Source organism: Nocardiopsis sp. TSRI0078 (genome assembly GCF_001905145.1).
Classification (GTDB): domain Bacteria; phylum Actinomycetota; class Actinomycetes; order Streptosporangiales; family Streptosporangiaceae; genus Nocardiopsis.
Genome location: NZ_LWLB01000032.1, coordinates 226,081 through 239,196, shown reverse-complemented (window position 1 = coordinate 239,196; position 13,116 = coordinate 226,081). Strand labels below are relative to the sequence as shown.

8 protein-coding genes are annotated in these 13,116 nt (G+C 72.9%); 2 read left to right on the top strand and 6 right to left on the bottom strand.

What is annotated here, in order from left to right; translation table 11 throughout:
- Positions 1–172: 172 nt before the first annotated feature.
- Positions 173–955, bottom strand: coding sequence for an IclR family transcriptional regulator (locus A6A08_RS18125; protein ID WP_073703798.1), 783 nt, complete (start codon positions 953–955; stop codon positions 173–175).
- Positions 956–1,115: 160 nt separating this feature from the next.
- Here A6A08_RS18125 and A6A08_RS18120 point away from each other — a divergent pair, with 160 nt between their 5' ends.
- The gene (locus A6A08_RS18120; RefSeq protein ID WP_073703797.1) at positions 1,116–2,471 is read left to right on the top strand and encodes an MFS transporter; all 1,356 of its coding nucleotides are present in this window, start codon (positions 1,116–1,118) and stop codon (positions 2,469–2,471) included.
- A gap of 100 nt (positions 2,472–2,571) precedes the next feature.
- On the opposite strand, the gene A6A08_RS18115 is transcribed toward A6A08_RS18120, so the two are convergent.
- From A6A08_RS18115 to A6A08_RS18095, 5 genes are all read right to left on the bottom strand, one after another.
- Positions 2,572–3,786: an MFS transporter gene (locus A6A08_RS18115; protein WP_073703796.1), complete on the bottom strand. Its 1,215-nt coding sequence runs from the start codon at positions 3,784–3,786 to the stop codon at positions 2,572–2,574.
- Positions 3,787–4,276: 490 nt separating this feature from the next.
- Positions 4,277–6,760, bottom strand: coding sequence for a glycoside hydrolase family 3 C-terminal domain-containing protein (locus tag A6A08_RS18110; RefSeq protein ID WP_073703795.1), 2,484 nt, complete (start codon positions 6,758–6,760; stop codon positions 4,277–4,279).
- Between the two features lie 233 nt (positions 6,761–6,993).
- The gene (locus A6A08_RS18105; RefSeq protein ID WP_073703794.1) at positions 6,994–8,244 is read right to left on the bottom strand and encodes an ABC transporter substrate-binding protein; all 1,251 of its coding nucleotides are present in this window, start codon (positions 8,242–8,244) and stop codon (positions 6,994–6,996) included.
- A gap of 43 nt (positions 8,245–8,287) precedes the next feature.
- Complete coding sequence (locus A6A08_RS18100; RefSeq protein WP_073703793.1) at positions 8,288–9,112, bottom strand: carbohydrate ABC transporter permease; 825 nt, start codon at positions 9,110–9,112, stop codon at positions 8,288–8,290.
- The gene (locus A6A08_RS18095; protein WP_073703792.1) at positions 9,109–10,071 is read right to left on the bottom strand and encodes a carbohydrate ABC transporter permease; all 963 of its coding nucleotides are present in this window, start codon (positions 10,069–10,071) and stop codon (positions 9,109–9,111) included. The genes A6A08_RS18100 and A6A08_RS18095 overlap by 4 nt, the downstream gene beginning before the upstream one ends.
- Positions 10,072–10,473: 402 nt before the next feature.
- On the opposite strand from A6A08_RS18095, the gene A6A08_RS18090 reads away from it, so the two are divergent.
- Positions 10,474–13,077, top strand: a complete 2,604-nt coding sequence (locus tag A6A08_RS18090) for a glycoside hydrolase family 78 protein (RefSeq protein WP_073703791.1) — start codon at positions 10,474–10,476, stop codon at positions 13,075–13,077.
- Positions 13,078–13,116 lie beyond the last annotated feature (39 nt).

Below are 13,116 nucleotides of genomic sequence, written 5' to 3'. Positions count from 1 at the left end.
GTGCTCCCAGCATCGAACGCGCCACCCGGCGGGGACCACGGCTCTTCCATTCAGCGGGAGGAGGAGATGTCGTGGGTCACACCGGGACCGCGCCGGACGGACTCCGGCCGCGGGGCCGCCCCGTGGCCGTCTCCGTCCCCGGTCACGGCGCCTCCCCCCGGAGGCGGCGCGGTCACCCTCCGGCGGCCCGCGCGGGGGCCTGCGTCGGCCCGGTACCGCTCAGCGCGCGGCTCAGGGACAGGCCGGCGAGCATGAGCGGCCGGCTGAACGTCCACGCGGTGTCGTCGTTGGGCACGACGAGCCCCATGGCCGCGACCACGCGGCCGTCCCGCCGCACCGGGACCGCGATGCCCGTCGCGTCGGAGTGGATGTGCCCCGGGCAGAAGGCGAACCCGCGCCGCCGGACCTCCGCGAGCTCGGCGCGCAGCACCTGCTCCTCGCTGAGGGTGTGCGGCGTGTACGAGGCCAGCGGCCCCCGCAGGACGCGCTCGCGCAGCTCGTCCGGAGCGTGGGCCAGCAGGACCAGGCCCGCCGACGAGGCGTTCAGGGGCAGCCGCCCCGCGATCCTGGTGACGTTGACGACCGATCCGGGCGCGGTGAGCCGCTCGACGAACAGGGCCTCGTCCCCCTCCAGCACTCCCAGCTGGGTGGAGTGGCCGACCACCGAGTGCAGGTCCCCCATGTACTGCAGGGCGGCCTCCCGGAGGTCCTTCACCGGCGAGGCGCGCTCGGCCAGCTCCCACATGCGCGTCCCGATGAGGACCTGCCTGCGCTCGTCCCGGTCGAGCAGCCCGTGGCGCGCCATCTCCTTGACCAGGCGGGCCGTGGTGGCGAGGGGGAGGCGGGCCCTGCGGCTGACCTCGCTGAGGCTGAGGACCGTCGACTCCGGGCCGAAGGCGTCGAGGATCCTGACCGCACGCGTGATGACGGACTCTCCGTCGGGTGATCTCGCCATGTCCAGCAGTCCTTCCTGCTCCTGCCCGGCCCCTCCCGGCCTCCTGCCCGGCCGGGGGGGACGGGGCCCGGTCCTGTCATTGGGTGGAAAAGCCGTGGCGGCCCGATGTGACACAGGTCATTGTCGTGTGCCGTTGGTGTCCCCCAGAAGGCAGGTATCCATGAGCACCCTTGTCAGCGACGTGCGCCGACGGCTGGACGACGGCCGCATGTCGCGCGCGCAGTGGACGGCGGTCGCCGTCTGTGTCCTCCTGAACGTGTTGGACGGATTCGACGTCCTCGTCATGGCGTTCACCTCCGACGCGGTGTCCGGCGAGTGGGGTCTGTCCGGCTCCCAGCTCGGGCTGCTGCTCAGCGCGGGACTGGCCGGAATGGCGCTGGGATCGCTGTTCCTCGCACCGCTCGCCGACCGCATCGGACGGCGGTCGATGATCCTGGTCGGCCTCGTGCTGGCCGCCACGGGCATGGGATTGTCGGCACTCAGCCAGAGCGCGCTCCAGCTGGGGATGCTGCGCCTGCTCACCGGTGTCGGCATCGGCGGCATCCTGGCCTCCAGCAACGTGATCGCCGCCGAGTACGCCAACCGGCGCTGGCGCGGTCTCGCCGTCAGCCTCAACTCCACCGGCTACGCCGTCGGCGCGACGGCGGGCGGGGTCGTCGCCGCCGTCCTGCAGAGCGAGGGCGGATGGCGCCCGGTCTTCGCCCTCGGCGCCGCGGCCACCGCGCTGCTCATCCCGGTCGTGCTCTGGCGCCTGCCCGAGTCCTTGGCCTTCCTCCTGACGCAGCGGTCCTCCCGCGCCCTGGAGAGGGCGAACAGGGTACTGCGGTCCCTGGGCCAGTCGCCGCTGGACCGGCTCCCGGAACCCGAGTCCGGTGCGGCGCGGCCCGCGCCCGGGATCGCGCGGATCCTCGCCCCCGGCCTGCGCCGCAACACCCTGTTGACGTGGACGGGGTTCTTCCTGGTGATGTTCGGCTTCTACTTCGTCACGAGCTGGACGCCCAAGCTGCTGGCCGAGGCCGGGATGTCGGCCACGCAGGGCATCACCGGCGGCGTCCTGCTCAACCTCGGCGGCATCTTCGGCACCGCACTGCTGGGCCTGCTCGCCGCCCGCTTCGCCCTCAAGAACGTCCTGGTGGCCTACACCCTCGCGACCGCGGTCCTGCTCGCCCTCTTCGTCCCCGCCTCGGCGGTCTACGGGGTGGTCCTCGCCCTCGGCGCCCTGATCGGGGTGTTCGTCAACGGGTGCGTGGCGGGCCTGTACGCCCTGACGCCGTCGGTCTACGAGCCGTCGGTCCGGGCGACCGGCGTCGGGTGGGGTATCGGCGTCGGCAGGATCGGCGCCATCGTCTCCCCCCTGGTCGCCGGATGGCTGCTGGACTCCGGCTGGACGCCCGGCGGGCTCTTCATGCTCGTGGCGGTCGTCCTGCTCCTGGGCGGCCTGACCGTCCACGCCTTCCGCCTCGACGACGCCCCGGCCGGGCACGGCCCGGTCTCCACCGGGGGCGGCAGGGCCTGAACCGGCCCCGGCGCACCGGCGCCCCACGGCCCCGGAGCACGCGGCTTCCGTGCCCGGGGCCGCCGCGGTACGCGCGCCGCGGCGGCCCGGAGGGGCGGTCTCAGTACCCCGCGCCACGCGACCGCGGCCTGGTCCGCATGGTGAACACGAGGAGCAGGGCCATGGCCGCCGCGACGGCGCCCAGGAGCCCCAGGGCGGTCCGCAGGTCGGCGCCCGCGACGCCGAGCCCGGTGATGACCAGGGGGCAGGCGAACTGGCCGATGAACAGCGCACCCGTCCACAGGCCGGTGCCGCGTCCGCGCTGCTCGAAGCTGAGCCGGTTGATGGCCCACAGGACCAGGGTGGGCAGCAGCAGTCCGGTACCGAAACCGGTGATGACCGCACCGGTGATGACGACCGGCACCGACGGGGCCGCGGAGACGATCCCCAGGCCGAGGGCGGAGAGGCCGAACTCAATCGGGACGAGCACCCGGGGCGTGACGGCGGAGACCCTTCCGAACAGTCCGGCTCCGACGGCCGTGGCCAGGGACATGACCGCGCTGATCAGCCCCACCGTGCCGGTCGACGTGACGCCGGCGCCGTCCAGGACGTAGGAGAGGTGGACGATCAGGGCGTAGAAGACCACCCCGCCGAAGAGGGTGACCGTGCACGGGCCCAGCAGCTGGCGCCAGGGCAGGCGGACGGAGCCCTCGTTCTCGGAGCGCCGCGGCTGCCACAGGAGCGCCGCCATCGGCAGCACCAGCACCAGTGCGGCGAGGTAGAGCCAGAACGGGGCCCGCCACCCCCACGCGCCGAGCAGTCCCCCGGCGAGCAGGAACACGGTCGCCGCACAGGTGGTCGTGAGCACCTGCATACCCAGGTAGCGCGCCCGGCGGGTGCCCGTCCAGTAGTCGCCGATCAGCGTCGTGCAGCAGGTCATGATGGCCGCCTCGAACAGGCCCAGCAGGACCCGGCTGGCGACGATCGAGTGGAGCGTGTCGAGGTACAGGGGCGCGGTGCCCACCACCGAGTAGCCGACCATGGCGACCAGGAGGACGCGTTTGCGGTCGACCTTGTCCGCGAGGGCCCCGGCGAAGATGGCGGTCAGGCCGATCACCAGCGCGGGGACCGTGAGCACCACCGGGACGAGGACGTTCGCGCCCGGGACCGACGCGAACTCCCGGGCCATCTGGGGAAGGACCGGAGCGATCAGGACGCTGCCGAGGATCGGCATGCAGCTGGCCGCCAGCAGCAGGAGCAGCTGGGCGGGGCCGGCCTGCCGGTCGTGTCCCGGGGGCGCCTGCGGTCCGGAGGGGGGAAGGGTCGTGTCGGGCACGGGAGTACCTCGCTGTCATCGCGGGGGGATGGAGGGCGCGCCGCCGGAAGGCCGCGACGGCGCGGAGAACGGAAGCGAAGCGGGAGGAGGGGGGAGTTCCCCGGACGTTTCACTCCCGTTTCGTGTGTCAAGCCTGCATGTGTTCCACGTCACCGGGAAGAGCGAATTCGCTATACCGGCCATCCACCGGATGGATACGGCAGGCCGCGGCATACCGTTTCCGTGTGGCGCGGTGACGGGGTGTGCCCGCCCCGGGGTCCCTGCTCCCGGTGTCGCTCACGGAGCCCCGCGGTGGACCGGGACCGGCACCACCGGCGCCGGAGCCCCGCGCGCCGTACCCGACGCTCCGGCCACCGCGGGTCCGCGGGGAGCACGGGAAGGGCGGCGCGCCGCGGGAACGACGACGGACCCGCCCGGCCGACCCGGCGGGGTGCGCCGGGCGGCCGGACGGGTCCGGACCGCGGAGGAGTCGCGGAAGGGTCGCGAAGGCTCAGCCGAGGCTGATGGTCCTCTCCAGCGGCAGGTCGGCGGACGAGCGGCCGACCCTCACCCGGTACAGGCCGGAGAGGAGGCGCCGCTCGCGGGCCCCGCCGTCCCAGACCCGCAGGTCCTCCAGGGGAACGACCAGCTCGACGCGCTGGAGGCGGCCCGGGTCGAGGCGGACCTTGCGGAAGGCCTTGAGCTGGGCCGGGGCGGCGTCCGCCCCGTCCGGCAGGCCGACGTAGAGCTGCACCACCTCGTGGCCCCCGCGGTCCCCGGTGTTGCGCACGTTGACGCCGACGACCAGTTCGTCCTCGTTCTTGTCGTGGTGCAGCCCCAGGGACGAGTACTCGAACGAGGTGTAGGACAGGCCGTGTCCGAAGGGGAACAGGGGTGTCTGCCCGTGCCGCTGGTAGTAGCGGTACCCGATGTCGGGGCCCTCGTCGTAGTGGACGGCCCCGTCGACACCGGGGTAGGTCCGCGCGGAGGCGCCGGGCCCCTGCTCCTCGCTCGCGGGGAAGGTGAGGGGCAGCCGCCCGGCGGGGTCGGCGTCGCCGTACAGGACCGAGGCCAGGGTGGGACCGGTCTCGGCGCCGCCGTACCAGGTCTGGACCACCGCGCCCACGTCGTCGAGCCAGGGCATGAGGACGGGGCCGTCGGTGTTGAGCACCACCACCGTGTTCGGGTTGGCGGCGGCCACGGCGCGCACGAGGGCGTCCTGGTCGCCGGGCAGGGCGAGCGAGGGGTGGTCCATGTTCTCCCCGGCCACCCGGTTGACCACGACCACGGCGGTGTCGGCGGCCCCGGCGGCGGCCACCGCCCCGGGGATGGCGGACTCGGGCTGCCATCCGAACCGCAGGTCGGTCGCACCGATGAAGGATCCGTCGTTGGTGTACTCGACGACCACCTCCACCTCCTGCCCGGCGGTGAGCTCACGCGTGGCGTGCAGGGGGTAGGTGTGGGGGCCGAACTGGAAGTCGCGGCTGGCCCGGACGCCGTCGATGACGGTCTCGCCGTCCAGGACGAGCCTGGCCCTGCCGGAGAAGAGCAGGGAGAAGCGGCACAGGCCGTCGGCCGGAGCGGTGAGGGTCCCGCTCCAGCGCGCCGACCACACCTGCGGCAGTCCGTCGACGGGGGCGCCCGTGAAGTCGAGTTCGCCCGCGACCGCCGTGGCCACGGGGGTGCCCTGCGGTTCGGGTCCCCCGTAGAAGGCGCCGCGCAGGCCGGGATCGCCGTCGGGGGTGCGCAGGGCCGAGGAGGGGACGGTGTCGAGGGGGACGTCGCCGCGGCTGCCCTGGGCGTGGGTGACCCGGCCGCCCGCCCGGTCCCGGACCGCCTGCAGGGGCGTGGTCCACTCCCCCGGTTCCACCCAGGTGGAGCCCTCGATGCCGGTGACGAAGTCGGTGCCCGCGGGGCCGATGACGGCGACGCTCGCGTTCTGCGCCAGCGGCAGGAGGGAGCCGGAGTTGTCCAGGAGCACGGTGCTGTGCACCGCGATCTCGCGGGCCAGCTCCCGGTGGGCGGCCGTGCTGACCGTCTTCTCGGCCGGGGGCACCGGGTGGTCGAACAGCCCTCCGGCGAACATGGTGACCAGGATCCGCCGGGCGGCGTCGTCCAGGCGCTCGGCCGAGAGCCCGTCCAGGGCCTCCGGGGGGATCTGCACCCCGTCGGCTCCGAGGCCGACGAGGTCCATGCCCGCCTCCGCGGCGGCGACCTGGTCGTCTCCCGAGAAGAAGTCGGGGACGGCGTAGCCCCTCAGGCCCAGCACGTTCTTGAGGTCGTCGAGCAGCCCGGGGTTCTGGGGCGCGTAGACGCCGTTGATCCGCGGGTAGGAGGTCATCACCGACGTCTCGGGGACGCGGTCGATCACGTACCGGAAGGGTTCGTGGTGCGTCTCGTGCAGGGCCCGCTCCGAGACGCGGACGTCCACGGTGAGCCGGTCGCGTTCCTGGTTGTAGGCGGAGAAGTGCTTGATGGTGGTGCCGACGTGCCCCTCCACCATCCTCGCGGCGATCTCCGCTCCCAGGCGTCCGGCCAGGTGGGGGTCCTCCCCCATGCCCTCGGCCGTGCGCCCCGAGCGCCAGGTGCGGGCCAGGTCCACCGTGGGGCCCAGGACGCTGTTGAAGCCCTTGCCCCGGGTCTCCCCGGCGATGGCCGCGCCCATGTCGCCGAGCAGGTCGGGGTCGAAGGTGGCGGTCTGGGCGACGGGCACGGGGAAGGCGGTCACGCCGGTCTCCCCGCGCACGCCGGCGGAGGCGTCGGCGAACAGGATCGGGGGGATGCCCAGGCCCGCCACGGCGTCGAAGTCGCAGCACAGCAGGGCGGTCTTGTCCTGCCTGCTCATGCGGGCGAGGAGTTCCTCGGCCCGCTCCTCGGGGGTGGCGCCCGAGCCGTCGCGGGGCTTGGACTTGGGCTTGGCCAGGGCGGAGTGCGGGTGCAGGGCGGTGGTGGCGGCGGCGACGGCGGCCGCGGACAGCAGGGTTCTGCGTTTCATCTGTGGTTCCCAGGGGGTCGGGGGGTGGGGTGCTGCCCGGGGCCGGTGAGGCACCGGCTCCGGGCGGGAGCGGCCGGGGCCCGCCGCGTGGACGGGGCTCCGGCGCCGGGGGTCGTTCGGGCGCACACGGGGTTCTGGAGGCCCCGGAGCGTGCACCCGAGGAGGGCGGGCCTACGCGCGGAGGTCGGGGTTCGCCGTTCCTCGGGCGCCCGACCACGGGGCGAAGCCCCTACCTACTCGGCCTCGTAGGCGGCGTCCATCTCGGCCAGGGCCTCGTCGACGGTGACGTCGCCGGCGAACAGCTGCTGGACCACGGTGAAGTGGGTCTGCTGGACGCGGGGGTTGGGCCAGCGCTGGTCCATGAACGGCACGGTCCGGCCGTTGCTCTGGAACTCGGTGAGGCTGGTCAGCGCCGGATCGATCTCACGGCTGTCGTCGGGCAGCGCGGTCAGGGTGCCGCCCTCGCTGGCGTAGACGTCCTGGCCCTCGGGCGAGCCGAGGAACTCGACGAAGGCCATGGCGTCGTCCATCCGCTCGCTCTCGGCGTTGACGCCGTAGGCGGCCGAGACCGAGCCGGGCATGAGGGTCTCGTCGGCGTCGTCGGTGGCGGGCAGGGCGAACATGCCCAGCTCGGCGTCACCGATCTCGGACTGCACCTGCGACAGGGTGGTGGCGACCTGGACCAGGCCGACCGACTTCCCCTGGACGACGCTGCTGATGGAGGCCTCGTAGCTGGTGCCGAGGGGGTCGTCGTTGAAGCAGCCCTCCTCCTCCATCTCCAGGTACTTCTCCATGGCCGTCCTCCACTCGGACTCGGCGAAGGAGGTCTCGCCCGCGGCCATCTGCTCGTCGAACTCGGGGTTGTCGCTGTAGACGGTCGTGGCGACCAGCGCGTAGGTGACGAGCTGGGTCACCCAGGGGGTCTGGTTGCCCAGGGCGAACAGGCTCATGCCCTCGTCGCGGGCGGTACCGCACAGCTCGATGAGCTCGCTCCAGGTGGTGGGCTCCTCGGCGCCCAGTCCGGCCAGTGCCTCCTTACTGTAGATGGCCCCGATGCCGCTGTAGGTGACGGGGACGATGTAGGTGCTGCCCTCGAACTCGGTGACGGGGCGGTCGCCCTCGGGGATCTTGGGCGCGAACTCGGTGTCGCTGAGGTCGGCGAGGTAGCCGCTGGGCGCCAGGAGCTGCAGCGCCGCGGGGTTGCCGTTGCCGGGCCAGACGGTGAAGACGTCGGGGGCCGTGCCCGAGGACAGCTGCGTGCGCAGGGTGCTCTGCAGCTGGTCGGTGTCGGCGTAGGTGACGGTGACCTCGATGTCGGGGTTGCCCTCCTGGAAGGCGGCGACCACGGCGTCCATGGGCACGCGGTCGGTGGAGTTCGCGGTCACGGTGAGGCCGTCGGCCGAGGAGCCGCTGTCGGCGCTGCACGAGGTCAGGGCGGTGACGGCGGCCAGGCAGGCCAGCGGGGCGAGGATTTTCTTGGACATGGATCTCTCCGGGAAGGGGTGTGGGGCGGCGCGGTGGAGGGGGTCAGCCCTTCAGTCCTCCGGCGAAGCCCTGGATGACGCGCTTTTGCATGGCGAAGTAGACGGTGAGGACGGGGACCGAGCCGATGATCAGGCCCGCGAAGACCAGCGGCCACTGGGAGACGTACTGTCCGACGAATCCGAACAGGGCCACGGGGATGGTCTGGCTGCCCGAGCCGCTGAGGTAGAGGAGCGGGGTCAGGAAGTCGTTCCAGACGAAGATGACGTTGAGGATGACCACCGTTCCGGTGATCGGGCGCAGCAGCGGCAGGACGACGTTGAAGAAGGTGCGCACGGGCCCGGCGCCGTCCATCATCGCGGCCTCCTCGTAGCCGCGGTCCAGGCTGCGCAGGAATCCCGTGTACAGGAACACGGAGAAGGGCATCTGCAGGCCGGTGTAGTAGATGATGAGCGCGACCGGGTTGCCCAGCAGGCCCAGGTCGCGCATGGTCTGGTAGAGCGGGATGAGCGCCAGCTGGAACGGCAGGAGCAGGCCCAGCATGAACAGCGCGAAGACGGCGCGCGACCAGCCGCGGGTGGAGCGCGCGATCGGGTAGGCGGCCAGCGACGAGAACACGACCAGCAGCACGACGCTGACCACGGTGACCAGGGTGCTGTTGACGATCGCCGGCCCCAGGCTCGCCTGCTGCCAGGCCTCGGCGAAGTTGTCCAGGGTGGGCGCCGCCGGCGGGGACAGCGGCGAGGCGCCCGTCACCTCCTTCGGGCGCAGCGCCTGCACGAGGAGGACGTAGACCGGGAAGGCGAAGGCCAGGGCCGCGGCGATCATCACCGCTTCGAGGACGCCCGTCCGCCATGTGTAACGCTTCACGAGTTCCTCTTCTCCTGACGGCCGAGGTAGCCGTACTGGACGCCGCTCAGCACGATCACGAACAGGGTCAGCACCACCGCCATGGCCGTGCTGTAGGCGAAGGCGTTGAACTGGAAGGCCTCGCGGTAGATGACGGTGGACAGGGTGTCGGTGGCGCCGCCGGGGCCGCCCTGGGTCATCACCCACACCTGGTCGAACAGCTTCAGGCCGCCGACCAGGGAGAGCATCAGGTTGATGGTGAAGGCGGGGGCGAGCATGGGCCGCACGATGTGCCAGAAGCGCCGGACGGGCCCGGCGCCGTCCATGTCCGAGGCCTCGTAGATCTCCTTGGGGATGGACTGGAGTCCGGCCAGGAAGATGACCATGGAGTATCCGGCGAACTGCCAGACGATGACGGCGACGACCGACCACAGGGCGATGTCGCTGTCGCCCAGCCAGTTCTGTGCGAGGAAGCCCAGGCCGAGCGCCTCGAAGGCGGCGTTGACGGCGCCCTCCGGGGAGTACAGGTACTTCCACAGGTAGGCGGTGACGACCGGGGTGATGACGGCCGGGGCGAAGAAGAACACCCGCAGGACGTTGCGCGACTTGATCCGGCTGTTGACACCGAGCGCGAGGAGCAGGCCGACGGCGTTCTGCACGATCGTGACCGCGAAGGCGATCAGGAGGGTGTGGACGAGCGCGTCGCGGGCGTTCTCGTCGGCGAACAGGGCGCGGTACTGCTCCAGGCCGACGAAGCTGAAGGAGCGGGCCAGGCCGTCCCAGTCGGTGAAGGAGTACACCGCGCCGCGGGCGCTGGGAACGAGCACCGCGAACGCGAAGAAGGCGAGCGCGGGGAGCACGAACCACCAGGGCACGGCGGTCCGGTGGGACCGGGCGCGTCCCGCCGGGGCGGGCGGGGGCGGACTCTTGCTCCCCGCGGGTGTGGCCGACTGGGCCTGCGGGGCCATGGCTGTCTCCATCGGGTCTTCCTCATGAGGTGCGGGAGGCGGCGGCCTACGCCCCGCCTCCTGCGCGACTCTGGGGTTTAACAGAGTTGAAACGATTCATTTAGTGGCCCGAAGCTAGGCCGGGAGAGTGACGTGAGTCAACCCCCGCACATGAACGAAACCTCTTCGCAACCTGACCGACAGCATACGTATGCAGCCGGGAGTCCCTGCGCAGAAAGCTTGTGAGCTGGGGTTCCATTGAACGGAAGCAGGGCTTGACACGAGACCGGACGATGACTCCACGATGTCCACCCCTTGACGAAAGCACGTCCGCGTTCCTACGGTTACGCTTGCCCTGAGCGTTGAACCGCTTCAAAAACTGTTCACGTCCACACCAGGGACCGTTCCGTCTTCGCTCCCATCCAGGAGTCCCTCGTGCCCCATCCCCGCAGCTCCCCCGTCGGGCTCGTCCCCGACGCGCCCACCGCCGAGCACCACCGCACGGCGCTGGGCATCGGCGAGTCCTCCCCCCGCCTGTCGTGGACGGTGCGCCAGGCGCCGCCGGACTGGCGGCAGGAGGCCTACGAGATCGAGGTGTGCGACGGCGGACGGAGCTGGACCAGCGGCCGCGTCGACAGTCCCGAGTCCGTGCTCGTGCCCTGGCCGGGGGCTCCCCTGGCCTCACGCGAGCGCCGGTCGGTGCGCGTGCGCGTGTGGGGAGGCGGCCTGGCCGAGCCCTCGCCCTGGAGCCCCGCCCTGGAGGTCGAGACGGGTCTGCTGGAGCCGGCCGACTGGTGGGCGACGATGGTCGGCCCCGGTGACGGACTGGGCGAGGACGAGCGCCCCGTCCTGCTGCGGGGCGGCTTCGCGCTGCCCGCGCCGCCGCGCTCCGCGCGCCTGTACGTCACCGCGCACGGCGTCTTCGAGGCCGAGATCAACGGGGTGCGCGTGGGCGACGAGGTGCTCGCGCCCGGCTGGACCACCTATCCGGCGCGGCTGCGCTACCGCACCCACGACGTGACCGCGCTGCTGGGCGAGGGCGCGAACGTGCTCGGCGCGCACCTGGCGGACGGCTGGTACCGCGGCCGCATCGGCTTCCACGGCGGCCGGCGCGACACCTACGGCGACCGCACCGGGCTGCTCGCGCAGCTGGAGGTCGAGTGCGAGGACGGCTCGACGGTGCGCTTCGGCACCGGGCCCGACTGGCGGTGCGCGCCCTCCCCGACGCTGTCCTCCAGCCTCTACGACGGTGAGCGCCACGACGCGCGCCTGGAGCGCGCGGGCTGGTCGCGGCCGGGGTTCGACGACGCGGACTGGGCCCGCACGGTGCCCGTGGAGCGCGACCCGGCCACGCTGGTGGCGCCGCTGTCGCCGCCGGTGCGCTGCACCGCGGAGCTGGACCCGGTGTCGGTCGCCCGGACCGCCTCGGGCCGCCTGCTGGTGGACTTCGGCCAGAACCTCGTGGGACGCCTGCGCCTGCGCGTGGCGGGACCCGAGGGCACCGAGGTGACCGTGCGCCACGCCGAGGTGCTGGAGGACGGGGAGCTGTGCACGCGGCCGCTGCGCTTCGCCGAGGCCACCGACACCCTCGTGCTGGCGGGTACCGGCGAGGTCGAGGAGTGGGAGCCGCGCTTCACCTACCACGGCTTCCGGTACGCGGAGATCACCGGCTGGCCCGGCTCCCCGGAGACCGGCGCGCTGGTGGCGCGCGTGCTGCACACCGACATGCGGCCCACGGGGGAGTTCACCTGCTCCGATCCGCTCGTGGAGCGGCTGCACGAGAACGTGCGCTGGAGCATGCGCGGCAACTTCGTCGACGTGCCCACCGACTGCCCCCAGCGCGACGAGCGGCTGGGCTGGACCGGTGACATCCAGGTGTTCGCGCCCACGGCGGCCTTCCTCTACGACTGCTCCGGCCTGCTGCGCTCGTGGCTGGCCGACCTGGCCGCCGAGCAGTACCTCGACGGCACGGTGCCCTTCATCGTCCCCACCATCGAAGCGCCGACGTGGACCCCCGCCTGGCCCGCGGCGGTGTGGGGCGACGCCGCCGTGCTCACGCCGTGGCGGGTCTACGAGCGCTTCGGCGACGCGCGCGTGCTCGACGACCAGTACGCCAGCGCCACGGCCTGGATGGACCTGGTGGCCGAGCGGCTGGAGGCCGACGGCACGTGGCGGCGCGACAAGCAGCTGGGCGACTGGCTCGACCCGGCGGCGCCGCCGGAGGACCCCTTCCAGGGGCGCACCGAGCCCTCGCTGGTGGCCACCGCCTACGCCGCCGAGTCGGCCCGCACCATGGCCGGGACCGCGCGGGTGCTGGGCAGGGACGCCGACCGGGAGCGCTACGAGCGCCTGGCCGAGCACGTGCGCACGGGGTTCCGCAAGGCCTACACCGACGGCGGGGGGCTGCTCACCAGCCACACCCAGACGGCGTACGCGCTGGCCCTGTGCTTCGGCCTGCTGCCCGAGGAGGCCCGGCCCGCGGCGGCCGACCGGCTCGCGGAGCTCGTGGCCGAGGACGGGTACCGCATCGCCACCGGTTTCGCCGGTACGCCCCTGGTGTGCGACGCCCTGTCGCGCCACGGCCACACCGCCACCGCCTACCGGCTGCTGCTGCAGCGCGAGGCGCCCTCGTGGCTCTATCCGGTGACGATGGGGGCGACCACGGTTTGGGAGCGCTGGGACAGCATGCTGCCCGACGGGCGGGTCAACCCCGGGGAGATGACCTCCTTCAACCACTACGCGCTCGGCGCGGTGGCCGACTGGCTGCACCGCACGGTGGCGGGCCTGGCGCCCGACGCCCCGGGCTACCGGCGGATCCGCGTCGCACCCCGGCCGGGCGGCGGCCTGGAGCGGGCGGGGGCCTCGCACGAGACGCCCTACGGAACGGCGAGCGTGCACTGGCGCCGCGACGGGGACCGGCTCCGCGTGGCCGCCGTCGTACCTCCGGGGACGACGGCCGTGGTGGACCTGCCGGGTGTGGAGCCCTTCGAGGTGGGCGGCGGCGCGCACAGCCTGGAGGCGCCCTGGCGACCCGCCTGAGCGGAGCCGGGCCGGGTGCGGCACACCCGCGCACCACTA